This window comes from Sphingomonas sp. ABOLG (assembly GCF_003950435.1).
In the GTDB taxonomy this organism is placed as follows: domain Bacteria; phylum Pseudomonadota; class Alphaproteobacteria; order Sphingomonadales; family Sphingomonadaceae; genus Sphingomonas; species Sphingomonas panaciterrae.
This window is the reverse complement of sequence record NZ_QQWW01000013.1, coordinates 76,733-102,558: the sequence shown is the minus strand read 5'-3', so window position 1 is coordinate 102,558 and position 25,826 is coordinate 76,733. Positions and strand designations below refer to the sequence as shown.

Here is a 25,826-nt window from a genome sequence, read left to right as displayed (position 1 = left end):
CTAATCACGGAGGCGTTCGTGTTTCCAAAACGGACAAAAACACAGTGTCGCGGGGTGGAGCAGCCCGGTAGCTCGTCAGGCTCATAACCTGAAGGTCACAGGTTCAAATCCTGTCCCCGCAACCAAATACACACACACGCTCGCCGCCCTTCGGGGCGGCGTTGTCGTTTGTACGGTCCGGCCAGTGCCCTGAGAACGCACCAGCTCCGGCGCGGCAACTAGCCTCGCTCAGCTGCGGCAGGCCGACGTCTTCCACGTCCGACTAGAGCGGCCGCGCAAAGCTGTCCTCGTCGGAATCAGCGCGGACAATGCGTTCCAACGCCGCGGTCAACGACGTCCGCCGGCCCCGCTCTGCCTGCATGTGCGGTGCCCACAAGAGCGAAACGTCACGCGTGAAGTCGAACCCCTCCAGCGGGACCATTATGATGCCCGGCTCCGCCAAGGTGCGGGGCATGATGGTGACGCCCAACCCAGCTCTGACGTAGCTCACCGCCTTGGCCTCACTGGTAGTCCGCGCCGCAAAGAAGGGGCGGACGCCGTGAGCGGTGAAGAAGCGGCTCGTTTCCGGCAGCAATTCGCACTGACGGCGCAGGATCATCGCGTCGTTCATCAGTTCCTCGACCCGCACCGTGCGGCGTGCCGCCAGCCGGTGGTTACGGCTCAAAGCGAGCTGGTAGCTTTCGCGGTTGAGCCGCTGGGCAGCGCCACCCGCATCACCCTCCCGCAGGATCGTCACTGCAGCGTCGATGCGGCCTCGACCGAGGCGGCCGCGCAGGTCGCGTTCGCTGCCCTCGACGATTTCGATCCGCGCGCCATCGCGAAACAAGTCCGCGTCGCCGAGCAGTTCCTCGATCCAGCGGCGGGCGATCGTCGTCAGGACGCCGAGCCGCAGCGTCTGCGGCGCGCTGCTGCCCGCGACGTCGCGCTCCGCTGCGGCAAAGCCCGCCTCGATCGTCCGCGCATGAAGCAGCAGCTTGGCGCCGGCATCGGTCAGCGCCACGCGCCGGTTGGTGCGACTGAATAGCGGCCCGCCCAGCAGCTTCTCGAGCTTCGCGATCCCTACCGACAGCGTCGGCTGGGACACATTGCATGCCGCCGCCGCCCGCGAGAAATTGCCGGTCGTCACCACCGCGAGAAAATAGCGTAGGTGATAGCGCTCGATCATAGAGCGCATCTATAACGTGCTTCCCGCGCTTTCAATTTTCCAAATGTCCTCGCTGATCCTAGGTTGCCGCCAAAGGATCGATCGGAGGCTGACATGGCGGATCTGGATTTCAGGCTGGGTGAAATGGCGGACACGATCCGCGCGACCACGCGGCGCTTTGCGCTCGACCGGATCGAGCCGATCGCCGCGCGCGTGGATGCGGAGGACAGCTTCCCGCGCGATCTGTGGCCGGAAATGGGCGCGCTTGGCCTGCACGGCATCACGGTCGAGGAAAAGGACGGCGGCCTTGGCCTCGGCTATCTCGAACATCTGATCGCCTGCGAGGAAGTCAGCCGCTCCTCCGCCGCGATCGGCCTCAGCTATGGCGCGCATTCCAACCTGTGCGTGAACCAGATTCGCCGCTGGGCGAGCGAGGAGCAGAAGACGAAATATCTGCCCAAGCTCATCTCCGGCGAACATGTCGGCAGCCTCGCCATGTCGGAGGCGGGTGCCGGCTCAGACGTCGTGTCGATGAAGCTGCGCGCCGACAAGGTCGATGGCGGCTGGCGCCTGAACGGCACCAAATTCTGGATCACCAACGCGCCTTATGCGGACACCTTGGTCGTCTATGCCAAGACCGCGCCCGACGCCGGCTCGAAAGGCATCACTGCCTTCCTGATTGAAAAGGATTTCCCCGGTTTCTCGATCGGGCAGAAGATCGACAAGGTCGGCATGCGCGGCTCCCCCACGGCGGAGCTGGTGTTCGACGATTGCTTCGTGTCCGATGACCAGGTGATGGGGCCGCTGAACGGCGGCGTCAAAGTGCTGATGTCCGGCCTCGATTATGAGCGCGTGGTGCTGTCGGGCATCCAGATCGGCATCATGCAGGCCTGCCTCGACGTGGTGCTGCCCTATGTGCGGGAGCGCAAGCAGTTCGGCCGGCCGATCGGCGACTTTCAGCTGATGCAGGCCAAGGTGGCGGACATGTATGTCGCGCTCAATTCCTCGCGCGCTTATTGCTACGCGGTCGCCCAGGCGTGCGACGCGGGGCAAACGACACGCTTCGATGCCGCCGGCTGCATCCTGCTGGCGTCCGAGAATGCGGTGAAGGTTGCGGGCGAGGCGATCCAGGCGCTGGGCGGCGCAGGCTATACCCGTGACTGGCCGGTCGAGCGTTATTGGCGCGACGCCAAGCTGCTCGACATCGGCGCCGGTACCAATGAAATCCGTCGCATGCTGGTCGGCCGTGAGCTGGTCGCCGGCGACGCGCCGCGCGCGCAATAGGGAGCGGCCATGCCACGTATCGCAACGCAGGTGTCGGCGTCGTCCGACGATTTCCAGGCCAACGCCGCGCACAATCGCACGCTCGCGGACGATCTGCGCGCCACCATCGCCCGCACCGCGCTCGGCGGGTCGGAGCAGCATCGCGCCCGCCATGTCGCGCGTGGCAAGCTGCTGCCGCGCGACCGGGTCGAGCGGCTGCTCGATCCCGGCTCGCCGTTCCTTGAGATCGGCGCGCTGGCCGCCAACGGCATGTATGACGATGGCGCGCCGGGCGCCGGCATGATTGTCGGCATCGGCCGGGTGTCGGGCCGCGAGTGCATGATCGTCGCCAATGATCCCACGGTGAAGGGCGGCGCCTACTTCCCGATGACGGTGAAGAAGCATTTGCGCGCGCAGGAGATTGCGCAGGAAAATCATCTGCCGTGCATCTATCTGGTCGACAGCGGCGGGGCGAACCTGCCGCACCAGGCGGAGGTGTTCCCCGACCGCGATCACTTCGGTCGCATCTTCTTCAACCAGGCGCAGATGTCCGCGAAGGGCATTCCGCAGATCGCCTGCGTGATGGGCAGCTGCACTGCCGGCGGCGCCTATGTCCCGGCGATGTCCGACGAAAGCGTCATCGTGCGCAACCAGGGCACGATCTTCCTGGCCGGCCCCCCGCTGGTGAAGGCCGCGACGGGCGAGGTCATCTCGGCCGAGGAACTGGGCGGCGCGGATACGCACGGGCGCAAGTCCGGCGTCGTCGATCACGTCGCCGAGAATGACGAACATGCCCTCCTGATCGTGCGCGACATCGTCGCCACGCTCAACCGGCCCAAGGCGATCGATATCGAAATCACCGCCCCCGTGCCCCCGCGGCTGGACCCCGCTGACCTCTACGGCATCGTGCCGCAGGACGTGCGCGCGCCCTATGACGTGCATGAGGTGATCGGGCGGATCGTCGACGGCTCCGAATTCCATGAGTTCAAGCCGCTCTACGGCACCTCGCTCGTCTGCGGCTTCGCCCGCATCTGGGGCATGCCGGTGGCGATCCTCGCCAACAATGGCGTGCTGTTCTCCGAAAGCGCGCTGAAGGGCGCGCATTTCATCGAACTGGCCTGTCAGCGGCGCGTGCCGCTGCTGTTCCTGCAGAACATCTCCGGCTTCATGGTCGGCGGCAAATATGAGGCGGAGGGGATCGCCAAGAATGGCGCCAAGCTCGTCACCGCCGTCGCCACTGCCTCGGTGCCCAAGATCACCGTGCTGATCGGCGGCAGCTTCGGCGCGGGCAATTACGGCATGGCCGGCCGCGCCTACAGCCCGCGTTTCCTGTTCACCTGGCCCAATGCGCGCATCTCGGTGATGGGTGGCGAGCAGGCCGCCAGCGTGCTCGCCACGGTGCACCGCGATGCCGAGACGTGGACGCCGGAGGAGGCCGAGCAATTCAAGGCGCCGATCCGCCAGAAATATGAGGATGAGGGCAATCCCTATTATGCCACCGCCCGGCTGTGGGACGATGGCATCATCGATCCGGTGCAGACCCGCGACGTGCTGGGCCTTGCCTTCTCCGCGGCGTTGAACGCGCCGATCCCTCAGACGCCGTCCTTCGGCGTGTTCCGGATGTAATGGCCATGATCGACAGTCTCCTTATCGCCAATCGTGGCGAGATCGCGCGCCGCACCATCCGCACCGCGCGCCGCCTCGGCATCCGCACCATCGCGGTCCATTCCGACGTCGATGCCGGCATGCCCTTCGTGCGCGAGGCGGATGAGGCGGTGTGCATCGGCACCGCCGCCGCTGCCGACAGCTATCTGCGGCAGGACCGCCTGCTGGACGCCGCGCGCGCAACCGGCGCACAGGCGATCCACCCCGGCTACGGCTTCCTGTCCGAAAATGCGGAATTCGCCGAGGCAGTGGTTGCCGCCGGCCTCGTCTGGGTCGGTGCGCCGCCGGCCAGCATCCGCGCCATGGGGCTGAAGGATGCGGCGAAGGAACGGATGATCGCCGCTGGCGTGCCGGTCACCCCCGGCTATCTCGGCGCGGACCAGTCGCCCGACCGCTTGCGCGCGGAGGCGGATTCGATCGGCTACCCCGTGCTGATCAAGGCGGTCGCCGGCGGCGGCGGCAAGGGGATGCGCAAGGTCGACGCCGCGGCCGATTTCCACACCATGCTGGAAAGCTGCAAGCGCGAGGCCGCGGCCTCGTTCGGTGACGATCGCGTGCTCATCGAAAAATACATCCTGTCGCCCCGCCATATCGAGGTGCAGGTGTTCGGCGACACAATGGGCAATGTGGTCCATCTGTTCGAACGCGATTGCTCGCTGCAGCGCCGCCACCAGAAGGTGATCGAGGAAGCGCCGGCGCCGGGCATGGACCCGGAAACCCGCGCCGCGATCTGCGACGCGGCGGTGCGCGCCGCCAAGGCGGTCGATTATGTCGGCGCGGGTACGATCGAATTCATCGCCGACGGCTCTGAGGGGCTACGCGCGGATCGCATCTGGTTCATGGAAATGAACACGCGGCTTCAGGTCGAACACCCGGTGACCGAAGCGATCACCGGGCAGGATCTGGTCGAATGGCAGCTGCGCGTCGCCTCGGGTGAGCCGCTGCCGCTGCGGCAGGAGGATCTGGCGATCGACGGCTGGGCGATGGAGGCACGGCTCTACGCGGAAAATCCCGCCAGCGGCTTCCTTCCCTCCACCGGCCCGCTCGACCGGCTGCGCTTCCCCGCGGGCGTTCGCATCGACAGCGGCGTCGAGGAAGGCGGGGAGGTCACGCCCTTCTACGATCCGATGATCGCCAAGCTGATCGTCCATGGCGACACCCGCGCCGCCGCCGCCGCGAAGCTGGCCGACGCCGCGCGGCAGGTTCAGGTCTGGCCGGTGCGCACCAATGCCGGTTTCCTCGCGCGCGCCGCTGCGGACGGTGATTTCGTCGCCGGCCGGATCGATACCGGCTTCATCGAGCGGCATGCCGACCGGCTGATCCCCGGCGCGACGCCGTCGGAATCGGTGCTTCAGGCGGCGGCTGCCGCGATCGTGCCGGCGCCGAGCGGCGATCCGTGGCAGGATCTGGTCGGCTTCCGCGCCAATGCCCCGGCGGTACGGCGCGTGGAGGTGGAGGTCGACGGCACGCCCTATCTGGTCGAGCGTACCGTCGCACCGGCCGCCACGATCGACGGCGATGTGCTGTATCTCGACGGCGAGGCATGGTCCTTCGGCCTGCCGCGCGCGGATCATGCGGGCGGCACAGGTGAGGGCGATGGCGCGATCATGTCACCGATGCCCGGCCGGGTCATCGCGGTTCTCGTCAAGGAAGGGCAGGCGGTCGCCCGTGGTGAGCGGCTGCTGGTGCTGGAAGCGATGAAGATGGAGCAGGCACTGCTCGCGCCGTTCGATGGCGTGGTCGGCGCGCTGAAGGTGGCGGCTGGTGAGCAGGTGCCCGAAGGCACGCTGCTGGCGCGGATCGAAGTGGGAGAGGGCTGATGGCGGGACGCTATTTCGATCAATGGCAGGTGGGCGACCGTCTGGTACATGAGATCCGCCGAACGGTCACGGAAACGGACAACCTCCTGTTTTCCACCATGACCCACAATCCGCAGCCCCTGCACCTCGATGTGGAGGCGGCGCGGGCTAGCGAGTTCGGCCAGATCCTCGTCAACGGCACCTTCACCTTCGCGCTGATGGTGGGGCTATCGGTCGGCGACACCACGCTCGGCACGCTGGTCGCCAATCTCGGCTATGACAAATTGGTCATGCCGAAGCCGGTGTTCATCGGCGACACGCTGCGCGCCGAGAGCGAGGTGCATGAACTGAAGGAAAGCCGCTCGCGCCCTGGGGCCGGCATCGTTACCTTCGCGCACCGGCTGCTGAACCAGCGTGACGAGGTCGTCTGCCAGTGCCTGCGCTCGGCGCTGATCAAGAAATCGACCGCCTGAGCGGGTTCTGGTGTGCGCCGGCGGTCACCTGCCGGCGCACCAGCGATCCTTTAGAGCGCGAAGATCTTGCCCGGGTTGAACAGGTTCTTCGGGTCCATCGTCCGCTTCAGCATGCGCATGATGTCGACGGCATCGCCCAGTTCGGCGACCAGCCAGTCCTGCTTGCCAAGGCCGATGCCATGCTCGCCCGTACAGGTGCCGTCCATCGCCAGCGCGCGCTCCACGATCCGCGCATTGACCGCGGCGACCTCCGCCAGTTCGTCGGGTGACGTCGGGTCGATCGAGAAGATGACGTGGAAATTGCCGTCGCCGACATGGCCGACGATCGTCGCCGGCACGCTGCACGTCGCCAGATCCGCCTGGGTCGCCAGGATGCACGCCGGCAGCCGGCTGATCGGTACGCACACGTCGGTTGACCAGCCGACCGCATTGGGCCGCAGGTTCACCGCCGCCCAATAGGCCTCGTGCCGCGCCTTCCACAGCCGCGCGCGTTCCTCCGCCAGCGTCGACCAGGCGAAATCGCCGACGCCATTCTCCGCCGCCAGCGCCTCCACCGTCGCGACCTGTTCGGCGACGCCGGCGGGCGATCCATGGAATTCAAAGAACAGGGTCGTCGTCTCCGGTAGGTCCAGCTTCGACCAGCGATTGACCGCCCGGATCTGCATCACGTCGAGCAGTTCGACCCGCGCCAGCGGCACGCCCGACTGGATCGACTGAACCACCGTATCCACCGCCCCCTGCAACGTCGCGAAGCCGCAGACCGCGGCGGAAATCTGCTCCGGGATCGGATGCAGCCGAAGCGTCACTTCGGTGATGATCCCAAGTGTTCCGTCGGCGCCGACGAACAGCCGTGTCAGGTCATAGCCGGCGGCCGACTTGCGCGCCCGGCTGCCGGTCCTGATGACCTTCCCATCGGGCGTGACGACGGTCAGCGCCAGCACCGCCTCGCGCATCGTGCCATATCGTACCGCGTTGGTGCCGCTGGCGCGCGTCGACGCCATGCCGCCGATCGTGGCATTGGCGCCGGGGTCGATCGGGAAGAACAGCCCCATGTCGCGCAGGTGCAGGTTCAATTCCTCGCGCCGGCACCCCGCCTGAACGGTGCAGTCGAAATCCTCGGCATGGACAGCGAGGATCGCGTTCATATCCGACATGTTGACGCTGACCCCGCCATGGATCGGCAGCGCATTGCCCTCGATCGATGTGCCGGCACCAAAGGGCACGATCGGCACGTCATGCGCGGTGCACAGCTGGACCAGATCGACGACATCCTGCGTGCTGCGGGCGAACAATACCGCGTCCGGAGGAGCGGGGCCGAAATGTGCCTCTGAGCGGCCATGTTGCGCCAGCATCGCGCCGCTCTCATGCCATTGGTGGCCGAACCGCTCCCGCGCCGCTTCGAGAAAGGCCGGGGCAAGTGGCGGACGGGCGGGGGAAGGGGCGTGGTGCATCCCCCGATCCTGCCCCGAAAGCGGCCCGATGAGAACCGCGGTCATGCGCGATGGCTATGGCCGTCGCGCCGATTTGCCTGCCCCGCCGCGACCGGCGTCGTTGCTTTACCCCCTCGATCCGCCATCCTTGCGTCCTTCTCGCGAAAGGACCGCTCTTTGACCGCTCGCCCCATGCTTCGTGCCGCTCTTCTCGCCGGCGTGTTCCACCTCGCCACCGCTTCCCCCGCAGCGGCTCAGGTCGACCCGGCAAGGCTGGACGCGCTGAAGACGGAGGCAGCGGCGAAGGTCGATCGTCAGGCGAAGATGGTTCAGGAGATGGTCGATTCCCTGTTCAGCTTCGGCGAACTGGGCATGCAGGAGGTCGAATCCTCGCGCTACATCACTGCGGTTCTCGAAAAGAACGGCTTCAAGGTGGTGCGCGGCGTGGCGGGCATCCCCACCGCCTGGACGGCGACCTGGACCAACGGCAGCGGCGGCCCGGTGATCGCGGTCGGCTCCGACATCGACGGCATCCCCAAGGCCAGCCAGAAGCCGGGCGTCGCCTGGCGCGAGCCGCTGGTGGCTGGAGCACCGGGCCACGGCGAGGGGCATAATTCCGGCCAGGCGGTGAACATCGCCGCCGCGATCGCGGTCAAGGAACTGATGACGCGTGAGAAGATCCCGGGCACGCTGATGCTGTGGCCCGGCGTTGCGGAGGAGCCGGTTGCCGCCAAGGCCTTCTTCGTGCGCGACGGTCTGTTCAAGGATGCCGACGCGGTCCTCTTCACCCATGTCAGCTCCAACCTCGCCACCAACTGGGGACAGCCGAGCGGGACAGGCGGCGTGTCCGTCCTCTACACTTTCTCAGGCGAATCGGCGCATTCCGCGGGCGCCCCGTGGCGCGGCCGCAGTGCGCTGGACGCGGTCGAACTGATGGACGCCGGCTGGAACTTCCGCCGCGAGCATCTGCGACCTGAGCAGCGCTCCCACTATGTGATCAAGGACGGCGGTGACTTCCCCAACGTCGTGCCCTCGGAGGCGACCGTCTGGTATTATTTCCGCGAACAGAGCTTCGCGGACATCCACAAGAATTTCGAGATCGGCACCAAGATCGCCAATGCCGCCGCGATGATGACCGACACGACGGTCAGCCACCGCATCATCGGCACCGCAGCGCCGCAGCACATGAACCGCCCGATGGCGGAGGCGGCCTATGCCAACATGCAGAAGATCGGTCTGCCGACATGGACGGCGGAGGAGCAGCAATTCGCTCGCGCGGTGCAGAAGCTGGTCGGGGGCAAGGAGACCGGGCTCGACACCGAACTGGGCAAGCTGACCCCGCCAGATGCCGAGCCCAAGAGCGGCGGATCGGACGACATCGGCGACGTGTCCTGGACCCGGCCGACGATTACGATCCGCTATCCATCCAACATCCCGAACCTTCCCGGGCACAATTGGTCAAACGCCATCGCGATGGCGACGCCGATCGCGCACAAGGGGGCGATTGCCGGGGCGAAGGCGATGGCGATGACCATGCTGGACCTGTTCCTTGATCCCCGGTTGCTTGCCGATGCCAAGGCCTATTTCACCGAGGTCCAGACGAAGGACGTCAAATATCAGCCCGTCCTGACCAACGAGAAACCCTATATCGAGATGAACGCCGATATCATGGGCGCCTATCGGGAGCGGATGCGCCCGTTCTACTACAACCCCGCGAAGCACCGGACCTATCTGGACCAGATCGGGGTGAAGTGGCCGTCGATCACCCAGCCGTGAAACAGCCCTTTTCCAGCGCGATCCCGGCGAGGTTCTGTGTCCGCTTTATGTGGCGCAGCCTGAGGGCGCTGCCCGGCGGCACCAGCGCCTGAAAGGTCAGCAGGTGGTGGCGCAGCGCCGGCGGCGTGCGCGCGCGTCCCCCTGCCTGGCGAATGACGGGCAGGCAGTCGCCGAGCAGGATGGACTCGCGATACGCCTGCGCGAGGGCAAGGCGAGCGGCGGCGATCAGCGCCAGCCACTCCGCCTCCATGCTCGTCCCCGCGCCAAGCTGACGCGTGACGTGCGCGCGCCCGCCAGCGACCACTGCAATCTCCATGCCCGCGGGCAGCGGGCGCATCCCGCCGTCGAAGTAGATCTTCATGCGCGGCGATAGGCGCCGGGGGCGAGATCACCCAGCGACCAGTCACCGATCTGCCAGCGCACCAGCCGCAGCGTTGGGTGACCGACCGCCGCAGTCATCCGGCGGACCTGCCGGTTGCGGCCCTCGCGAATGGTCAGCCGCAGCCAGCAATCGGCTATGTTGGCGCGAAAGCGGATCGGGGGATCGCGCGGCCAGATCGCTGGCGGATCGATCCGCTCCACCTCTGCCGGGCGCGTCGGTCCGTCCTTCAACCTCACCCCGCCGCGCAGCGCGTCGAGTGCGTCACCCGCCGGCTCACCCTCCACCTGCACCAGATAGGTTTTCGCCAGCTTGAAGCGCGGATCCGCGATGCGCGCCTGCAACCGGCCGTCATCGGTCAACAGCAGCAGCCCCTCGCTATCGCGATCAAGGCGGCCCGCGGGATAGACGCCCGGCACATCGATGAAGTCCGACAGCGTGGCGCGCTTGGTGGGGGAGCCGCGATCGGTAAACTGGCTCAGCACGTCATACGGCTTGTTGAACAGCAGCAGCGTCATCGCGCTGCGGCGATGCTTTGGGCAACCGCTTCGGCCGTTCGGATGCCGTCCACCGCCGCGGACAGGATGCCACCGGCGTAGCCAGCGCCCTCGCCAGCGGGGAACAGCCCGGCGGTGTTGAGGCTCTGGCCATCCTCGCCGCGGGTGAAGCGCACCGGCGACGACGTGCGCGTCTCCACGCCAGTCATCACGACATCGGGATGGTCATAGTCGCGGATCTGGCGTCCAAACACCGGCAGCGCCTCACGCATCGCGGCGATGACGAAATCGGGCAGGCATAGCGACAGGTCGGTCGGCTCGACGCCGGGCTTGTACGACGGCGTCACCGATCCAAGCGACGTGGAGGGGCGACCGGCCAGGAAGTCTCCCACCCGCTGCGCCGGCGCCTTGTAGTTCGATCCGCCAGCCACGAACGCCTGCTCCTCCAGCTGGCGTTGCAGCGCGATCCCGGCCAGCGGGTCGCCCGGATAGTCGCGCGCCGGATCGATCGCGACGACGAAGCCGGAATTCGCATTGCGCTCGTTGCGGGAATATTGGCTCATCCCGTTGGTGGCGACCCGCCCTTCCTCCGAAGTGGCGGCGACGACGGTGCCGCCCGGACACATGCAGAAGCTGTAGACGGTGCGCCCGTTCGAGCAGTGATGCGAGATGTGATATTCCGCCGCACCCAGGATCGCATTTCCGGCCTCATGGCCGAAGCGGGCGCGGTCGATCCATGGTTGCGGATGCTCGATCCTGACACCGATCGAAAAGGGTTTCGCCTCGGCATGGACGCCCGCAGCGTGCAGCATGGCGAAAGTGTCGCGCGCACTGTGCCCGATCGCCAGCACGACATGATCGGCCTCCAGATACGATCCGTCATGCAAGTGCAGCCCGCGCACCTGCCGCTCGCCGGCCGCGTTCGTCTGCACGTCCAGCCCGTCGACTCGGGTGCCGAAGCGATATTCGCCGCCAAGCTCCTCGATCGAAGCGCGCATGCTCTCGACCATGGTGACCAGGCGGAAGGTGCCGATGTGCGGATGCGCTTCGGTCAGGATCTCGGGCGGCGCACCGGCCTTCACGAACTCGGTCAGTACCTTGCGGTTGAGGTGCCGGGGATCCTTGATCCGGCTGTACAGCTTTCCATCGGAAAAGGTGCCGGCGCCGCCCTCGCCGAACTGTACGTTTGACTCGGGGTTCAGCACGCTACGCCGCCATAGCCCCCATGTGTCCTTGGTCCGCTCCCGCACCACCTTGCCGCGTTCCAGCACGATCGGTCGGTGGCCGGCCTGCGCCAGGATCAGGGCGGCGAACAGGCCGCATGGCCCAGCACCGATCACTACTGGCCGTCTTGTACCGGCCGGCGGCGCGGCGGGCAGGTGGTAGCGGGTGTCCGGGGTCAGCTGGATATCGCGATCGCGGCGAAAGCGGGCGAGTACCGTCGCCTCGTTCTTCACCGCGACATCAATGGAATAGACCAGCGCGATGTTGTTCTTGTCGCGCGCATCATGGCCGCGCCGGGCGATCGTATAGCGGATCAACTCGCGCGGCGTGATCCGCAGCCGGCGGCAGATCGCGGCCGGCAGCGCCTCGTCGGCATGGTGTAGCGGCAGTTTCAGTTCACTGATGCGTAGCATGCCAGCGCTCTACACCGCCGGTCGACGAGCGCCAGACGGCTGATCCCGCTCGGTTCTCCCGTCTGGTCCCGTGGTCTCTTCCAGTGCCGCGACCTCGAACTCATATCGTTCCCAGCCGCGCTGCCGTGCCGCTTCCTCGCTGGCGGCTTTCTTGCCGGTCGCCTCCTTCAGCGACTTGGCATGACCCCAGAATACCTCCGTCTTGCCGCCGGGCAGATACGCCACCAGCCGCCAATAATGGGTGAAGGGGGCATTGGTCGGCCCGATCGTCTTCACATAGCCGTCGGCCATGGTCGCCGTGAGGTAGCGCTTTCGTTTCGCCATGCGCCGATCTTGAACCATCGTGGGGCCGCCAATCAGGCAGACGCCAAAGGGAATAGAGACTAGGGAGCGATTGCAGCTTTGGAAACTCTTTCTTCCATGATCGGCAGTTTCTGCTAAGCGGGCGGGCATATGGCAGGTTTCAAACTCCCCACGTTCAATGATCGTGCGGCCGCTTCGCGCGCCGCGAAGCAGCGCGCTGTCGAAAAGCAGCGCACCAAGACGGCGCCGGATCCAGAGGCAGCCGCGGCCCGCGCGGCCGCGCTTGCCGCGAAGGAGGCCGCTGCGGCCGAGCGCCGGGCAGCCCACAAGGCCGCGATCGAGGCCGAAAAGGCCGCCAAGGCAGAGCAGCGGGCCAAGGCACAGGCCGAGGCCGACGAAGCAGCTGAGCGGGCCGCAGCCGCGCGCCGTGCGGCGCCGGTGCCCCACATCCCGACCGCGGCCGAGCTGAAGGCGGCGCGCGACGCGCGCTACGCCGCGCGCAAGGCTCGCCAACGCAAGTGACCCCGCGCGAGCTGGTCGGCATCGCCGAGGTGCCGGGCGGTCCGCCGCTGCGACTGTTCCGCCGCGGCAAAGACTTCATGATCGTGCTCGAGCGTAACGAGCTGATGAGCACGCGGATGAGCGGCTCTGAGGTGGCGCTCGGCACGCTGGCATGCCAGCGGCTCGTCGGCCGCCCCGCGCCCCGGCTGTTGATTGGCGGCTATGGCATGGGCTTCACGCTGCGCGCGGTGCTTGGCCTCGTCGGCAAGGACGCCAGCGTGGTCGTCGCTGAACTGGTGCCCGGCATCATCGAATGGGCGCGCGGCCCGATGGTGGACCTGACCGACGGCTGCCTCGATGATCCGCGCGTCGCGCTCGAAATGGGCGACGTGGGTGACATCATCCGCCGCCAGACGGGCGGCTATGATGCGATCCTCCTTGACGTCGATAACGGCCCGGACGGCCTGACCCGTCCGGCGAACGACAGTATCTACACTGTTCGCGGGCTTGAGGCAGCATGGCGCGCCTTGCGACCCGGTGGGATCCTGGCGGTCTGGTCCGCCGCGCCCGACCCGGTATTTGCGCGCCGTCTGGGCAGCGTCGGCTTCAGCGTTGACGAGGTGCGCGTGAAAGCGCGCGACAACGGAAAGGGCGCGACACACATCATCTGGTTCGCCCGCCGGGACTGATCGGTACCATTACGTAGATTGCGCCAGAACGGCGCTAAACCGAACATCTCCGCATGAATTGCGCCACACAGCCGCACGGACTGATGGGGGCGCACAGGAATGCATGGCCGCGCGGCACTTCGCGATGATTGTCACGGCAATGGACAGATCGCCCCTACGATCACGATCGGCCTGCTGTGGCACTCGCTGAATTCCGGCAATCTCGGGATCGGCGCGCTGACGCTGGCCAATCTTGCCATCGCGCGGGAGGCGGCGCGCCGGGCGGGACTGACGCCGCGCTTCGTCATCATGGGTGCGCGCGAGTCCGAACCGCCCCCATTTGCCGGCCTCGATATACAGTGCGTTGCGATCGACTCGCGCGCGCTGAAGCCGGGCGGCGCCATCTGGCGCGCCATGGGGAAGGTGGATTGCGTCCTCGATATCGGGGCAGGTGACAGCTTCACCGACATCTACGGCCCGCGCCGTTTCCTCTTCCTCACGCTGACCAAGCTGTTTGCCCTCGCGCGTGGCCGGCCGCTCGTTCTGTCCCCGCAGACCATCGGGCCGTTCACCGGCGCCGGGTATAAGGCGATCGCAGCCTTCATCATGCGCCGCAGCCGTGCGGTCTTCGCCCGCGATGAAGCATCGCTGGCCGCCGCGCTGTCGCTTGCGCCGGACGCCAATGTGAAGCTTGCGGTCGATGTCGCGTTCGAACTGCCGTTCACCGATCGCGCGTCGCTGCGCGGCTCGTCGGTGCTGCGGATCGGGGTCAACGTCTCCGGCCTGCTGTTCGGGGAGGCGGAACGCGGCACCAACCATTTCGGCCTTTCCTATGATTATACCGTCTTCACGCGCCGCCTGCTCAGCGCGTTGACGCAGCAGCCGAGTCTCCAGGTCCATCTGATCCCCCATGCGACCAACCGGGAGAACCCGGTCGACGACGACGGGGTGGTGGCCGACCGGCTTGCCCGCGAATTCCCCGCTGTGATCCGTGTGCCCGACTTTGCCGATCCGAGCCGGGCGAAAAGCTATATCTCGGGGCTCGATCTGTTGGTGGCCGGACGGATGCACGCCTGTATCGCGGCGTTCTCGACCGGCGTGCCAGTCGTGCCCGTGGCCTATAGCCGCAAGTTCACCGGCCTCTTCGGCCTGCTCGATTACGACATGATGATCCCTGTGAAGGGTATGGATGAGGATGCCGCGGTCGCGTGTGTCATGCAGGCGCTCGGCAGCCGATTGCAGCTCGCGGCGACGGAGGTGGAGGGGCTTGCCAAGGTGGAGACGCTCCTCGCCGGCTACCGCGCCACGCTCAGCGGGCTTTTTGCGTCCGTGAGCCAGCGGTCGTGAAGGACACCTCCGTAACGGTCGACCGCGTGCTCAAGAACGATCTGTGCAGCGGCTGCGGCCTGTGCGCCGGCGTGTCGGGGAATGCGATCGTCATGGGCATGGCCGCGCCGGGGTACGCGCGCCCTGTACAACGCCAGCCCATCCCACCGTCTGTCGAAGCCAAGATCGCGGCCAGCTGCCCCGGCGAAGTCGTCGCTCCTTGGCCGAATGCGATGGAGCGGCATCCGCTCTGGGGCCCTTGGCGCCAGAACATGGTTGGTGCGGCTACCGACCCGACGATCCGTTTCGCCGGCGCGTCGGGCGGGGCGCTATCCGCGCTGCTGGTCCATGCACTGGAGTCGGGTCTCGTCGATCGGGTGCTTCACGTGGAGGCGGATCCTGACCACCCGCTTGGCAACCGGATGCGCTCGTCCACCGATGCGGCGCAGGTGCTTTCAGGGGCGGGATCGCGCTATGCGGCATCCTCTCCCCTGGCTGCGATCAACCGTGCCTTGGCTGACGGTGGGACGTTCGCCTTTGTCGGCAAGCCATGTGATGTGTCGGCGCTCCGTCGCCTCGGCCGGCACGATCCGCGCGTGGCCGTGCAGGTGCCGCTCATCCTGTCCTTCTTCTGTGGCGGCATGCCCAGCGAGGATGGCGCCCGGCGCATCGTTGCGGCGATGGGGCTGGAGGGCGGGGAGGTGCAGGCGTTCCGCTACCGGGGGCAGGGTTGGCCTGGCCTGACGGTCGCCACCACACGCGAGGGGCGACAGGCCGACATGCCTTATGCCGAAAGCTGGGGTCGCCACCTCAGCCGCGAAGTGCAATTCCGCTGCAAGATCTGCCCGGATGCGGTCGGCGGGACTGCCGACATCGCCTGCGCCGACGCCTGGTACGGCGACGAGACCGGGTACCCGCTGTTCGATGAGGAGGAAGGACGCAGTCTGATCATGGCGCGGACCGCGGCGGGGGCGGCCTTGCTGGCGTCCGCACAGGCCGCCGGCGTCCTCGCCGCCTCGCCGCTGCCGCTCGCCGACGTGGCACGAATGCAGCCAGCGCAGGCGCAGCGCAAGCGGATGGTGGCCGCACGGATCGCCGCGACGCGCCTGCTGGGCCAGCGCACCCCCAAGATGCGCGATCTGGACGTGATGCGGGCCGCGCGTCTTGGCAGAACCTATGATCTTGCCCGCAACTTCCTCGGCACCATGCGGCGTGTCTGGCAGCGCCGGTGGCGACGCGGCGTCGCACGGACGCCGCTGTCGTGGCGGGGGGTGTCGTGACGCGGGCAGCGGCGCTGGTGCAGGGGGGCGTCCTTTCCCTGGCGCTATTGATGCCTGCGCTCGCAGATGGCCAAACGCGGCCGATCGACGGCCACACCTTCAATCCCCCGCCACGCAAGATCACCCTGTCGGTCGCATCGGACCTCCTCTACGACACCAATGTCGCCCACGGCACCGAAACGGCGGCGCGGCTGCGCGACATCGAGCAGGAGGACGTGCGCAGCACCAATGTTGCGGCGATCGACCTGGCGCTTCCCGCCGGGCGTGCCGCGTTCACCTTCCTCGGGGTCGTCGGCTATGATGCTTACGCCCGCAACGATCAGCTTGATCGCGAGCGGATCGATCTGTCCGCCGGAACAAAGCTTCCGCTGGCGTTCTGCATGTTCGATGGCGACCTGCATTACGCCCGTGCACAAAGCGATCTTGCCGACCTGTCGCTTGTCCCGAACGCGCCGGCCGAGGCGGCGGCCAACGCCCGAACCGACCGTCGCGCGGACGCCCGGCTGGCGTGTGGGCCGGCAATCGGCATCCGGCCCTTTGTCTCGCTCGGGCATACGGAAACGACCAACAGCGCAGCGGCACGGCGCTTTCAGGACGTGAGCGAGACGCGCTATGCGGCCGGCCTTTCCTATGCCAATCCCGTCGTCGGCGTCGTCAGCTTGGTCGCTCGTCGCACCAGCTTTGACTATGATCGTCGGCCGCCCGACGGTTCGCTCGGCAGCCCGCGCTTTCGCGTCAGCTACGCCGGCGTCGGCTTCGACCGCCGGCTCGGCGCACGGCTCCAGATGACGGCGTCGCTCGGTTACGCGTGGATGGGTGAGCACGACGCGCGATCGGGGCGCCGCCTTAACGGACTGAATTGGGATCTTGCTAGCACGGTGCGGCTGGCAGACCGGGCGCAACTGACCGTGCGGACATCGCGGGCCATTGATGCGGCTACCGGCACCTTCGCCAATCTGGTGCGCACCAGCAGCTTTGCGGGTACTATTATCTATGCGCTGGGGCCGAGCGTCAGGGTTGATGCCACCGCGTCATTGATGACGCGGGCGTTCGATGCCGGCGCACTACCGCAGCCGTTCCAGCTGATCGACGACCGCAGCCAGGATTATGTTCTGGGGCTCGAATATCGCCGCGCCCGCGCGCGGGTGCGGCTCGCCGCCGCCTATCGCCAGCGCGATGCGACGCCTGATCTTTATGACTATAGCGGATTTCTGCTGTCGCTTGGGGTTCGCTACGCGCTGGAGCGATAAGCCGATCTCGGCTCAGCGAAGCCGGCGTGACAGCAGGATCAGGAGCAGGCCGCCGGCTGCCAGAAAGGCGCCGCGATCGGCCCAGACGCGTTGGTCGAGCATGAAGCTCGACGCGGGCCATTGTACATAGCCCAGTCCCTGGCCGATCCACAGCAGACCGACCAGGGCGAGGATGGCGCCCAGCGCGAACAGCACCGGGCGCCAGCGCCGCATCTCAGCGCTCGTTCAGCGGAACGTACGCACGTGCCGTCGGTCCGGTGTACAGCTGACGCGGACGGCCGATCTTCTGGTCGGGATCGGTGATCATCTCGTTCCACTGCGCGACCCAGCCGACGGTACGGGCAAGGGCGAACAGCACGGTGAACATCGACGTCGGGAAGCCGATCGCCGACAGGATCACGCCCGAGTAGAAGTCGACGTTCGGGAACAGCTTCTTCTCGATAAAGTAATCGTCGCTGAGCGCCAGTTCTTCCAGCCGCAGCGCCGTCTCGAACAGCGGATCGTTGACGTTCAGCGCCTCGAACACTTCACGCACGGTCTTCTGCATCACCGTCGCGCGCGGATCGTAGTTCTTGTACACGCGGTGGCCGAAGCCCATCAGGCGGAACGGATCGTTCTTGTCCTTTGCCCGGTTGATGAACTCGGGAATGCGATCCGGCGTGCCGATTTCCTGCAGCATGTTGAGCGCAGCTTCGTTGGCGCCGCCATGCGCCGGGCCCCAGAGGCAGGCGATGCCGGCCGCGATGCACGCGAACGGGTTCGCGCCCGACGAACCGGCAAGGCGCACGGTCGAGGTCGACGCATTCTGCTCGTGATCGGCGTGGAGGATGAAGATGCGATCCATCGCCTTTTCGACCGCCGGGTTCACCTCATAAGGCTCGGCCGGCACGCCGAAGGTCATCTTCAGGAAGTTGCCGGTGTAGCTCAGCGAGTTGTCCGGATACTGGAACGGCTGCCCGACGCTGTACTTGTACGCCATTGCCGCGATCGTCGGCATCTTGGCGATCAGGCGGTGCGACGCGATCATGCGCTGCTGCGGATCGTGGATGTCGGTCGAATCGTGGTAGAAGGCGGAAAGCGCGCCGACCACGCCGCACATGATCGCCATCGGATGCGCGTCGCGGCGGAACCCGCGGTAGAAGGTCGCCAGCTGCTCGTGCAGCATGGTGTGGCGGGTGATCGTGTTCTCGAACTTGTTCAGCTCTCCGCCCTTGGGCAGCTCGCCGTTCAGGAGGAGGTAGGCCACCTCCATGAAGCTCGACTTCTCGGCCAGCTCGCCGATCGGATAACCGCGGTGGAGCAGGACGCCCTCGTCACCATCGATATAGGTCAGCTTCGACTGGCATGACGCGGTCGACGTGAAGCCGGGGTCATAGGTGAAGGCGCCGGTCTGACCATACATCTTGCGGATGTCGACCACGTCGGGGCCAACCGTGCCCGACAGCACGGGATAGCCGAAGTTCTTGTCCCCAAGGGACAGCTTGGCATCAGTCATCGTTTTCGTCCTTCCCATGGGCGGCCGTTTGATCCGCGGCATGATCGGCGATGCGGGCGAGACTTTCGTCACGCCCGAGCAGTGCGAGCACGTCGAAGATGCCGGGTGAGGTCCGGCGGCCGGTGAGTGCGGCACGGAGCGGCTGGGCCACCTGGCCGAGCTTCAAGCCCAGCGTCTCGGCGACCTGCCGCACCGCTTCTTCGAGCGCTTCCGTATCCCACTTGGCCACAGCGTCAAGCGCGTGATGTACCTTTGCCAGCGTCAACGGTGCGTCTCCCGCCAGTAGCGGCTCCGCATCGGTGGCGATCGGCAATGGGCGAGAAACAATCAGGAAACGTGCGCCGTCCGCCAGCTCGTTCAGATTGGCCGCGCGGGGCTTCAGCGCGGGCATCGCCGCCGTGATCACCGGGCGGCGCGGATCATCCTCCGCAAGGCCCAGGCGCCCGGCCACCAGCTCTGCGAGCCGGGCGTCATCCGCGGTGCGGATGTAATGGCCGTTCAGATTTTCCAGCTTCTTCATGTCGAAGCGGGATGGCGCCTTGCCAACGTCGGCGAGGTCGAACCATTCGATTGCCTGTTCGCGGCTGATGATCTCGTCGTCGCCATGTCCCCAGCCAAGGCGGAGGAGGTAATTATCGAGCGCCTCGGGCAGGATGCCCAGTTCGTCGCGATAGGCGTCGATGCCGACCGCGCCGTGTCGCTTGGACAGCTTCGCGCCGTCCGCGCCATGGATCAGCGGAATGTGCGCATAGGCGGGTTCGGGCCAGCCCATCGCCTTGATGATGGGCAATTGGCGAAACGCATTGTTGAGGTGATCGTCGCCGCGGATGATGTGCGTGACGCCCATGTCGTGATCGTCGACGACGACCGCCAGCATATAGGTGGGCGTGCCATCGGACCGCAGCAGCACCAGATCGTCCAGTTCGGCGTTCTGGACCGTCACCGGCCCCTGCACCAGATCGTTGATCGTCGTCGCGCCTTCGGTCGGCGCCCGCAGCCGGACGACGAACGGCGCCGTCGGATCATCGTTCACCCGATCACGCCACGGTGAGCGGATGCGCAGCGGCTGCTTCTTGGCCTGCGCCTCCGCACGCATCGCCTCGATATCCTCGGCGGTCATGTAGCATCTATAGGCCGCGCCTGCCGCCAGCATCGCATCGACCACTTCGGCGTGGCGCGGCGCGCGGGTCGACTGGAAGACCTCTTCGCCGTCCCAGTCGAGGTTCAGCCAGCGCATGCCCGACAGGATCGCATCGATCGCTGGCTGGGTCGAACGCGCGCGATCGGTGTCCTCGATGCGCAGCAGGAAGCGCCCGTTGTGATGACGCGCGAAAAGCAGGTTGAACAGCGCTGTTCGCGCGCCCCCTACATGCAGGAATCCGGTGGGTGAGGGGGCGAACCGTGTGACGACGGTTGCATCGCGGGTTTCAGTGGTTGCGCTCAAGCGCGCTTGCTCCCAGGCTGATGGATAACATGGCGACTACGGCCGCGCCCGCCCCTAGCACTTACGCCCCCGCGCTTCAAACCGCGCGGGCGCGTGTGGAATCGTGGCTGGAGGCGGAGCGCGACCAGCTGCCGCTATGGCTGCCGGTGGCGCTGGGCGGCGGGGTGGCGGCGTGGTTCGTCCTTCCCAATAGCAGCGCGTGGCGCGCCGCGTTGCTGGGCGCCGCCGCGCTCGCCCTCCTCGCGCTTGCGGCATCCTCCGCCGGTAGTCGCGCTGCCCGGGTGGCGGCGATCGGCAGCATTGCTTTCGCGGCCGGGCTCGCGCTGGTGTGGCTGCGGGCGGAAACGGCGGCCGCGCCCGTCCTTGCGCGTCCCGCGATCGCGACTTTCACTGGGCGGGTGGAGGCAATGAACGCATTGCCGGCGCGGGGCCTAGTGCGGCTGCGGCTCGGCGATCTTGAGTGGCTTGATCGCAGGCCGCCGCGTGCGCCCCTCCACGTGCGCGTCAACGTAGCAGAGCAGGACGTGCCGGCCGGGCTGCTGCCTGGGACGCGGATCAGCCTGCGCGCGCGGTTGATGCCGCCTCCGCCGCCGGCGGTGCCGGGCGCCTATGATTTCGCGCGCGTGGCATGGTTCAGCGGGATTGGTGCCACCGGGCGGGCGCTCGGCTCACCCGAGATCCTGGCGGGTGCGGTCGCTGGAGAGCCGTTCCGCGCGCGCCTGTCCCGCCACATCCAGCACAATTTGGAGGGAAGTGCCGGCGGCATCGCCGCCGCGCTGGCGACCGGCGATACCGGGGGGATCGAGGAACCGGATCACGAGGCGATGCGCCGCTCCGGCCTTGCGCATCTTCTGTCGGTCAGTGGACTCCATATCACCGCGGTCGTCGGCCTGACGATGCTGCTCGCCGCACGACTGCTCGCGCTCAACATGCGGCTCGCGCTCACCGGTCGGGTTCCGCTGATCGCAGCGGCGACCGCTGCCGTGACCGCGCTCGGCTATACCTGGCTGACCGGGAGCGAGGTGCCCACGATCCGCAGTTGCATCGCCGCCTTGCTGGTGCTCGCCGCCATGGCGATGGGGCGAGAGGCGCTGACCTTGCGGCTGGTGGCGACCGGCGCACTCGTCGTGCTGCTGCTCTGGCCGGCGTCCCTGGCGGGGCCCAGCTTCCAGCTCTCCTTCGCCGCCGTCACTGCGATCATCGCGCTGGCTGAGCATCCGGCGGTCCGCCGCTGGTTCGCGCCGCGCGAGGAATCATGGGGCCGCCGCCTCCTGCGCAATGGCGGCTCGTTGCTGCTGACCGGCGCGATCGTCGAAGTCGCGTTGATGCCGATCGCCGTCTTCCACTTCCACAAGGCCGGCATCTATGGCGCGCTGGCCAATATCGTCGCCATCCCGCTGACCACCTTTGTCGTGATGCCGCTGGAGGCATTGGCGCTGCTGTTCGATACGACGGGGCTCGGCGCGCCCTTCTGGTGGCTGACGGGGCAGGGGTTATCGCTATTGTTGTGGATCGCCCGGACGACGGCGGCGGCGCCTGGGGCGGTCGCGGCACTGCCAGCGATGCCGGCGGGCGCCTTCGCGTTGATGGTCGGCGGCGGGCTGTGGCTGGCGCTCTGGCGGACGCGCTGGCGGCGGATCGGCTTGATCCCGGTCGCGGTCGGCGCGCTTTGGGCGCTCGCGACACCGCCCTCCGACCTTCTGGTAACCGGCGACGGACGGCATCTCGGCGTGCGGCTGCCCGATGGGCGCGTAGCGCTGCTGCGCGATCGGGCGGGCGATTATGCGCGTGACATGCTGGCGGAAAATGGCGGATCTGACGCCGAACCGGTGCTCTTGTCCGATCAGGGCGCGGCGCGCTGTTCGCGCGATCTATGCCGCGTCGATCTGCCGGTCGGCGACCGCACATGGCGCGTGCTGGCGACGCGCAGCGCCTATCTGGTTCCCGTCGGCGCGCTGATCCAGGCATGCCGCAATGCCGATATCGTGGTCAGCGAACGCCGCCTGCCGCGTCGCTGTACGCCGCGATGGCTGCGCCTCGATCGTGAGATGCTCGCGCGAACCGGCGGGGTGGCGATTTCGCTCTCTACCGGGCGCGTCGATACCGTGATCCGCCCCGGCGATGCTCACCCCTGGGTGCTCGCCGGGATGCCAATCCTGCCGGGCCGCTCAACGAACCGCTGGCGCAAGGATGAACAACCGACGTTTCGCCCGGAGAAAGCGTTCAGCCCGCTGCCGGCGGGCCTGCGCCCGGCCAATCAGGAATAACGCCGCAGAATCCCGGCCAACTTGCCCTGCACCCGCACCTGCGCTGGCGCATAACGCTGCGGATCATAGGAGCGGTTCGCCGGGTCGAGCCGGATCATCGTGCCTTCGCGCCGAAAATATTTCAGCGTCGCCTCGCTGTCCTCGATCAGCGCGACCACGATCTCGCCATCGCGCGCCACATCCTGCTTGCGGATCAAGGCGAAGTCGCCGTCGAGGATGCCCGCCTCGACCATCGAGTCGCCGGCAACCTCAAGTGCGAAATGCTCACCCGAGCCCAAAAGCGCCGCCGGCACCGGCAGGCTGGTGGAGCCTTCGAGCGCCTCGATCGGGGCGCCGGCCGCGATCCGCCCGTGCAGCGGCACTTCGACGACGTCGTTGGCCGGTTCCGGCAATGTAGGCGCCGGCGTGGATGAACGGACCGCCTCGCGGCTTTCCGGACGGTCGGGCACCTTCAGCACTTCCAGCGCGCGGGCGCGGTTGGGCAAGCGACGCAGAAAGCCACGCTCTTCCAGCGCAGAAATGAGGCGGTGGACCCCGGACTTCGATTTCAGGTCCAGCGCATCCTTCATCTCTTCGAACGAAGGGGAGACGCCGGTTTCGGCCAGTCGATCATTGATGAAACAGATCAACTCGTGCTGCTTTTTGGTGAGCATGCATCATCTCCGCGGCGAACAGACTGGGAACCTTTAAGGAACGTAAACCGACGCGTCAAGCAATCACGAGGATTTCTGCCGAGTCGCCCATCGCCGCAGCAGGAGCATGTGGTTGACGAACGACGAGGCAGCCTGCCCGTGCCAACGTTCGTAGCATGGAACTGTCCTGGATCGTAGCAACATAGGCCCGTCCATCGCGCAACTCTGCGCGTAGATAATCAGTGCGCGGGCCATTGGCCGGCAACGCTTCGCCAAGGATGCCGGTGGTCGTTTGTGGCAGGGGCTGCGCCGCCCCGGCAAGCGCCGCGACCATCGGCTTCACGAACAGCAAGCCGGTGACAAAGGCGGAGACGGGGTTTCCCGGTAGCCCCAGCACGGCCATGTCGCCGCGCCACCCCGCCATCAGCGGCTTGCCGGGGCGAAGCGCGATGCGCCAGAAATCGATCGCGGCGCCCGCCGCCTGCAGCGCAGGACGAACCAGGTCGTGATCCCCAACCGAGGCGCCACCGGTGGTGACGAGGACGTCGGCCGCCACATGGCGGAACGTGTCGGTCAGCGGTTCCAACCGGTCAGGGAGGATGCCGAGGTCGATGATCTCCACCGGAAGATCCGCGAGCAGCGCCCGTAGCAGCAGGCGGTTCGATTCCGGTAGTCGGCCGGGCTCGACGGCCCGTCCGGGTTCGACCAGTTCATCGCCCGTCGCGGCGATCGCCACACGAACCCGGCGCCGGACGGTGACGTCGCCCAGCCCCCCGGTGGCCGCCACCGCCAGGCGCGCCGGCGTCAGCCGTTCGCCGGCCGCGACCAGCGTATCGCCGTTCGCAAAATCGAGCCCGCGTCGCCGGATGTTGGCGCCCTCGCGTGCCGGTCCTTCGCCATCGAGCCATAAGGTATCGCCGTCGTGACGGGCCTCTTCCTGCACCATCACCGTGTCGGCGCCCTCGGGCACGGCGGCGCCAGTGAAGATCCGGGTCGCCTGGCCCGCCTTCACGGCACCTGCAAATGGCCGTCCGGCGGCGCTCTCGCCGATCACTCGCATCGGGCCCGGCAGGTCACTGAACCGCACGGCATAGCCGTCCATCGCCGACAGGTCGCGCTCGGGCTGGGTACGGCACGCGATCAACGGGACCGCCACCCAGCGTCCGATCGCGTCCGCCAGCGGCAGCGTTTCGGTCGACAGCGCGGGCGCCGCAGCCAACAGGCGCGCCTGCGCCTCTGCGACAGGAAGCAATTCGCTCATGATCCGGCGAGTGACAGATTCATGCTGTCGGCAACACCCATAATAATCGCGGCGCGGCCCTGAGGGTCAGGCGACGAAATCGCCCGACTTGCCGCCGGTTTTCTTCAGCAGGCGGATGTTGCCGATCGTCATCCGCTTATCGAGTGCCTTGGCCATGTCATAGACGGTCAGCAGCGCCGTGGAGACGGCGGTCAGCGCCTCCATCTCCACGCCCGTTCGGCCGTTGGTGGCAACGATGGCCTGCGCGCTGACGCCGTCGTCCTCGATCGACAGGTCCAGCGTCACCTTCGACAGCGGCAATGGATGGCATAGCGGGATGAGGTCACTGGTGCGCTTTGCCGCCATGATCCCGGCGATCCGCGCGACCGCCAGGACATCGCCCTTCGCCACTGCGCCGGCCGCAATCGCGTCGCGTGCCTCGGCCGACATCGTGATCCTGCCCCCCGCCACCGCCTCGCGCGCGGTTTCGGTCTTGCCGCCGACGTCCACCATCCGGGCGGCGCCCTGCTCGTCGAGATGGGTCAGGCGGCTCATTGCACCAGCGCGCGCGTGGCCGCCGCCACATCGGCCTGCCGCATCAGGGATTCGCCGATCAGGAAGCAGCGCACGCCGTGCTCGGCCATCGCATCCAGGTCGGCCCGCGTGTTGAGGCCGCTTTCGGCGACAAAGGTGCAATCGCTGGGCGCGCTGCCGACCAGCTCGTACGTTCGTTCGAAACTGACCGAGAAGTCGCGCAGGTTGCGGTTGTTCACGCCGATCAGCCGCGATTGCAACTTCAGGGCGCGTTCCAGTTCCTCCGCGTCATGCACCTCGACCAGAACGTCCATGCCCCGTTCCATCGCGGCGGCTTCGATCTCGGAGGCGGCGGCATCGTCGAGCGCGGACATGATGACCAGGATGGCGTCGGCGCCGATCGCCCGCGCTTCGGCGACCTGCCACGGGTCGACCATGAAATCCTTGCGGATCACCGGCAGGTCACACGCATTGCGCGCGGCGATCAGATAATCCTCGTGCCCCTGGAAATAGTCATGGTCGGTCAGCACCGACAGGCACGTCGCGCCGCCTTCGGCATAGGCGCGTGCATGCGCCGGGGGATCGAAGTCGGGTCGGATCAGGCCCTTGGAGGGGCTGGCCTTCTTGATCTCGGCAATCAGGCCGTAGCGCGGCAGCGCATTGCCAGCACCGCCGCTCGCCAGCCGGTCCAGCGCCGCCTTGAAGCCACGGGGCGGCGTCTGGTTGCGCGCCTCACGATCAAGCGCCGAGATCGACCGATCACGTCGACGCGTCGCCACTTCGTCCTGCTTGGTTGCCAGGATCCGGTCGAGAATCGTCATGC

General features: G+C 67.1%; 24 protein-coding genes and 1 tRNA gene. 12 read left to right on the top strand and 13 right to left on the bottom strand.

Annotation, left to right across the window (positions count from 1 at the left end; translation table 11 throughout):
- The first annotated feature begins 48 nt into the window (after positions 1 to 48).
- A tRNA-Met gene (locus CA236_RS14680) sits at positions 49 to 125 on the top strand.
- Positions 126 to 262: 137 nt separating this feature from the next.
- Here CA236_RS14680 and CA236_RS14675 read toward each other — a convergent pair.
- Complete coding sequence (locus CA236_RS14675) at positions 263 to 1,165, bottom strand: LysR family transcriptional regulator (protein ID WP_164518953.1); 903 nt, start codon at positions 1,163 to 1,165, stop codon at positions 263 to 265.
- Between the two features lie 93 nt (positions 1,166 to 1,258).
- On the opposite strand from CA236_RS14675, the gene CA236_RS14670 reads away from it, so the two are divergent.
- From CA236_RS14670 to CA236_RS14655, 4 genes are read left to right on the top strand one after another with little or no spacing between them, the layout of a single operon-like run.
- The gene (locus CA236_RS14670; RefSeq protein WP_125946139.1) at positions 1,259 to 2,428 is read left to right on the top strand and encodes an isovaleryl-CoA dehydrogenase; all 1,170 of its coding nucleotides are present in this window, start codon (positions 1,259 to 1,261) and stop codon (positions 2,426 to 2,428) included.
- A 9-nt stretch (positions 2,429 to 2,437) separates the two neighbouring features.
- Positions 2,438 to 4,033, top strand: coding sequence for a carboxyl transferase domain-containing protein (locus tag CA236_RS14665; protein ID WP_125946138.1), 1,596 nt, complete (start codon positions 2,438 to 2,440; stop codon positions 4,031 to 4,033).
- Positions 4,034 to 4,038: 5 nt separating this feature from the next.
- The gene (locus CA236_RS14660) at positions 4,039 to 5,892 is read left to right on the top strand and encodes a biotin carboxylase N-terminal domain-containing protein (RefSeq protein WP_125946137.1); all 1,854 of its coding nucleotides are present in this window, start codon (positions 4,039 to 4,041) and stop codon (positions 5,890 to 5,892) included.
- A complete protein-coding gene (locus CA236_RS14655; protein ID WP_125946136.1) occupies positions 5,892 to 6,344 on the top strand; it encodes a MaoC family dehydratase in 453 nt (150 codons plus the stop codon). The genes CA236_RS14660 and CA236_RS14655 overlap by 1 nt, the downstream gene beginning before the upstream one ends.
- 50 nt (positions 6,345 to 6,394) lie before the next feature.
- On the opposite strand, the gene CA236_RS14650 is transcribed toward CA236_RS14655, so the two are convergent.
- Positions 6,395 to 7,840, bottom strand: coding sequence for an FAD-linked oxidase C-terminal domain-containing protein (locus tag CA236_RS14650; RefSeq protein WP_241212680.1), 1,446 nt, complete (start codon positions 7,838 to 7,840; stop codon positions 6,395 to 6,397).
- Positions 7,841 to 7,951: 111 nt separating this feature from the next.
- On the opposite strand from CA236_RS14650, the gene CA236_RS14645 reads away from it, so the two are divergent.
- Positions 7,952 to 9,550 carry a peptidase dimerization domain-containing protein gene (locus CA236_RS14645; protein WP_241212679.1) on the top strand — a complete coding sequence of 533 codons (1,599 nt, stop codon included), beginning with the start codon at positions 7,952 to 7,954 and terminating at the stop codon, positions 9,548 to 9,550.
- Here CA236_RS14645 and CA236_RS14640 read toward each other — a convergent pair.
- From CA236_RS14640 to CA236_RS14625, 4 genes are read right to left on the bottom strand one after another with little or no spacing between them, the layout of a single operon-like run.
- Positions 9,537 to 9,911 (bottom strand): reverse transcriptase-like protein, encoded by a 375-nt coding sequence (locus tag CA236_RS14640; RefSeq protein WP_125946135.1) that lies wholly within the window; start codon positions 9,909 to 9,911, stop codon positions 9,537 to 9,539. The genes CA236_RS14645 and CA236_RS14640 overlap by 14 nt on opposite strands.
- On the bottom strand, positions 9,908 to 10,447 hold the full coding sequence (locus tag CA236_RS14635; protein WP_046407218.1) for a pseudouridine synthase: 540 nt from the start codon (positions 10,445 to 10,447) through the stop codon (positions 9,908 to 9,910). The genes CA236_RS14640 and CA236_RS14635 overlap by 4 nt, the downstream gene beginning before the upstream one ends.
- Positions 10,444 to 12,063 carry an NAD(P)/FAD-dependent oxidoreductase gene (locus CA236_RS14630; protein ID WP_125946134.1) on the bottom strand — a complete coding sequence of 540 codons (1,620 nt, stop codon included), beginning with the start codon at positions 12,061 to 12,063 and terminating at the stop codon, positions 10,444 to 10,446. The genes CA236_RS14635 and CA236_RS14630 overlap by 4 nt, the downstream gene beginning before the upstream one ends.
- A gap of 9 nt (positions 12,064 to 12,072) precedes the next feature.
- On the bottom strand, positions 12,073 to 12,387 hold the full coding sequence (locus CA236_RS14625) for a hypothetical protein (RefSeq protein ID WP_125946133.1): 315 nt from the start codon (positions 12,385 to 12,387) through the stop codon (positions 12,073 to 12,075).
- Positions 12,388 to 12,516: 129 nt separating this feature from the next.
- On the opposite strand from CA236_RS14625, the gene CA236_RS14620 reads away from it, so the two are divergent.
- The 5 genes from CA236_RS14620 to CA236_RS14600 all read left to right on the top strand — a co-directional run bounded on the left by CA236_RS14620 (position 12,517) and on the right by CA236_RS14600 (position 17,391).
- Positions 12,517 to 12,888, top strand: a complete 372-nt coding sequence (locus CA236_RS14620; protein WP_125946132.1) for a DUF6481 family protein — start codon at positions 12,517 to 12,519, stop codon at positions 12,886 to 12,888.
- Positions 12,885 to 13,556, top strand: coding sequence for a spermidine synthase (locus CA236_RS14615; RefSeq protein ID WP_046407223.1), 672 nt, complete (start codon positions 12,885 to 12,887; stop codon positions 13,554 to 13,556). Before CA236_RS14620 ends, CA236_RS14615 begins: the two co-directional genes overlap by 4 nt.
- Before the next feature lie 99 nt (positions 13,557 to 13,655).
- Positions 13,656 to 14,882: a polysaccharide pyruvyl transferase family protein gene (locus CA236_RS14610; RefSeq protein WP_125946131.1), complete on the top strand. Its 1,227-nt coding sequence runs from the start codon at positions 13,656 to 13,658 to the stop codon at positions 14,880 to 14,882.
- A complete protein-coding gene (locus CA236_RS14605; RefSeq protein ID WP_125946130.1) occupies positions 14,879 to 16,141 on the top strand; it encodes a Coenzyme F420 hydrogenase/dehydrogenase, beta subunit C-terminal domain in 1,263 nt (420 codons plus the stop codon). Before CA236_RS14610 ends, CA236_RS14605 begins: the two co-directional genes overlap by 4 nt.
- 50 nt (positions 16,142 to 16,191) lie before the next feature.
- Positions 16,192 to 17,391 carry a hypothetical protein gene (locus CA236_RS14600; protein ID WP_125946129.1) on the top strand — a complete coding sequence of 400 codons (1,200 nt, stop codon included), beginning with the start codon at positions 16,192 to 16,194 and terminating at the stop codon, positions 17,389 to 17,391.
- A gap of 12 nt (positions 17,392 to 17,403) precedes the next feature.
- On the opposite strand, the gene CA236_RS14595 is transcribed toward CA236_RS14600, so the two are convergent.
- The 3 genes from CA236_RS14595 to gltX are packed head-to-tail and all read right to left on the bottom strand — an operon-like array spanning position 17,404 to position 20,330.
- Positions 17,404 to 17,604 (bottom strand): hypothetical protein, encoded by a 201-nt coding sequence (locus CA236_RS14595; protein WP_046407229.1) that lies wholly within the window; start codon positions 17,602 to 17,604, stop codon positions 17,404 to 17,406.
- Position 17,605: 1 nt separating this feature from the next.
- On the bottom strand, positions 17,606 to 18,886 hold the full coding sequence (locus CA236_RS14590; RefSeq protein ID WP_125946128.1) for a citrate synthase: 1,281 nt from the start codon (positions 18,884 to 18,886) through the stop codon (positions 17,606 to 17,608).
- Positions 18,879 to 20,330: a glutamate--tRNA ligase gene (gene gltX, locus CA236_RS14585; protein WP_125946127.1), complete on the bottom strand. Its 1,452-nt coding sequence runs from the start codon at positions 20,328 to 20,330 to the stop codon at positions 18,879 to 18,881. Before gltX ends, CA236_RS14590 begins: the two co-directional genes overlap by 8 nt.
- 29 nt (positions 20,331 to 20,359) lie before the next feature.
- Between gltX and CA236_RS14580 the strand changes: the two genes are divergently transcribed.
- Entirely contained in the window at positions 20,360 to 22,597 is a 2,238-nt protein-coding gene (locus tag CA236_RS14580; protein ID WP_206430580.1) for a ComEC/Rec2 family competence protein, read from the top strand.
- Here CA236_RS14580 and lexA read toward each other — a convergent pair.
- The 4 genes from lexA to trpC all read right to left on the bottom strand — a co-directional run bounded on the left by lexA (position 22,588) and on the right by trpC (position 25,824).
- Positions 22,588 to 23,250 (bottom strand): transcriptional repressor LexA, encoded by a 663-nt coding sequence (lexA, locus tag CA236_RS14575; protein WP_125946126.1) that lies wholly within the window; start codon positions 23,248 to 23,250, stop codon positions 22,588 to 22,590. The genes CA236_RS14580 and lexA overlap by 10 nt on opposite strands.
- 55 nt (positions 23,251 to 23,305) lie before the next feature.
- On the bottom strand, positions 23,306 to 24,490 hold the full coding sequence (locus CA236_RS14570; protein WP_046411621.1) for a molybdopterin molybdotransferase MoeA: 1,185 nt from the start codon (positions 24,488 to 24,490) through the stop codon (positions 23,306 to 23,308).
- 66 nt (positions 24,491 to 24,556) lie between these two features.
- Positions 24,557 to 25,024 carry a cyclic pyranopterin monophosphate synthase MoaC gene (gene moaC, locus CA236_RS14565; RefSeq protein ID WP_125946125.1) on the bottom strand — a complete coding sequence of 156 codons (468 nt, stop codon included), beginning with the start codon at positions 25,022 to 25,024 and terminating at the stop codon, positions 24,557 to 24,559.
- A complete protein-coding gene (gene trpC / locus CA236_RS14560) occupies positions 25,021 to 25,824 on the bottom strand; it encodes an indole-3-glycerol phosphate synthase TrpC (protein WP_125946124.1) in 804 nt (267 codons plus the stop codon). Before trpC ends, moaC begins: the two co-directional genes overlap by 4 nt.
- Positions 25,825 to 25,826 lie beyond the last annotated feature (2 nt).

What these genes read in the sequence shown, in the direction of transcription:
- CA236_RS14600 (WP_125946129.1), top strand. Translation starts at nt 16,192, where the DNA reads ATGCCTGCGCTCGCAGATGGCCAAACGCGGCCGATCGACGGCCACACC.
- CA236_RS14665 (WP_125946138.1), top strand. Translation starts at nt 2,438, where the DNA reads ATGCCACGTATCGCAACGCAGGTGTCGGCGTCGTCCGACGATTTCCAG.
- CA236_RS14655 (WP_125946136.1), top strand. Translation starts at nt 5,892, where the DNA reads ATGGCGGGACGCTATTTCGATCAATGGCAGGTGGGCGACCGTCTGGTA.
- CA236_RS14570 (WP_046411621.1), bottom strand. Translation starts at nt 24,490, where the DNA reads ATGAGCGAATTGCTTCCTGTCGCAGAGGCGCAGGCGCGCCTGTTGGCT.
- lexA (WP_125946126.1), bottom strand. Translation starts at nt 23,250, where the DNA reads ATGCTCACCAAAAAGCAGCACGAGTTGATCTGTTTCATCAATGATCGA.
- CA236_RS14620 (WP_125946132.1), top strand. Translation starts at nt 12,517, where the DNA reads ATGGCAGGTTTCAAACTCCCCACGTTCAATGATCGTGCGGCCGCTTCG.
- CA236_RS14590 (WP_125946128.1), bottom strand. Translation starts at nt 18,886, where the DNA reads ATGACTGATGCCAAGCTGTCCCTTGGGGACAAGAACTTCGGCTATCCC.
- CA236_RS14650 (WP_241212680.1), bottom strand. Translation starts at nt 7,840, where the DNA reads ATGACCGCGGTTCTCATCGGGCCGCTTTCGGGGCAGGATCGGGGGATG.
- CA236_RS14630 (WP_125946134.1), bottom strand. Translation starts at nt 12,063, where the DNA reads ATGCTACGCATCAGTGAACTGAAACTGCCGCTACACCATGCCGACGAG.
- CA236_RS14670 (WP_125946139.1), top strand. Translation starts at nt 1,259, where the DNA reads ATGGCGGATCTGGATTTCAGGCTGGGTGAAATGGCGGACACGATCCGC.
- CA236_RS14660 (WP_125946137.1), top strand. Translation starts at nt 4,039, where the DNA reads ATGATCGACAGTCTCCTTATCGCCAATCGTGGCGAGATCGCGCGCCGC.
- CA236_RS14595 (WP_046407229.1), bottom strand. Translation starts at nt 17,604, where the DNA reads ATGCGGCGCTGGCGCCCGGTGCTGTTCGCGCTGGGCGCCATCCTCGCC.
- CA236_RS14640 (WP_125946135.1), bottom strand. Translation starts at nt 9,911, where the DNA reads ATGAAGATCTACTTCGACGGCGGGATGCGCCCGCTGCCCGCGGGCATG.
- CA236_RS14580 (WP_206430580.1), top strand. Translation starts at nt 20,360, where the DNA reads ATGGCGACTACGGCCGCGCCCGCCCCTAGCACTTACGCCCCCGCGCTT.
- CA236_RS14610 (WP_125946131.1), top strand. Translation starts at nt 13,656, where the DNA reads ATGCATGGCCGCGCGGCACTTCGCGATGATTGTCACGGCAATGGACAG.
- moaC (WP_125946125.1), bottom strand. Translation starts at nt 25,024, where the DNA reads ATGAGCCGCCTGACCCATCTCGACGAGCAGGGCGCCGCCCGGATGGTG.
- CA236_RS14675 (WP_164518953.1), bottom strand. Translation starts at nt 1,165, where the DNA reads ATGATCGAGCGCTATCACCTACGCTATTTTCTCGCGGTGGTGACGACC.
- CA236_RS14625 (WP_125946133.1), bottom strand. Translation starts at nt 12,387, where the DNA reads ATGGCGAAACGAAAGCGCTACCTCACGGCGACCATGGCCGACGGCTAT.
- CA236_RS14635 (WP_046407218.1), bottom strand. Translation starts at nt 10,447, where the DNA reads ATGACGCTGCTGCTGTTCAACAAGCCGTATGACGTGCTGAGCCAGTTT.
- trpC (WP_125946124.1), bottom strand. Translation starts at nt 25,824, where the DNA reads ATGACGATTCTCGACCGGATCCTGGCAACCAAGCAGGACGAAGTGGCG.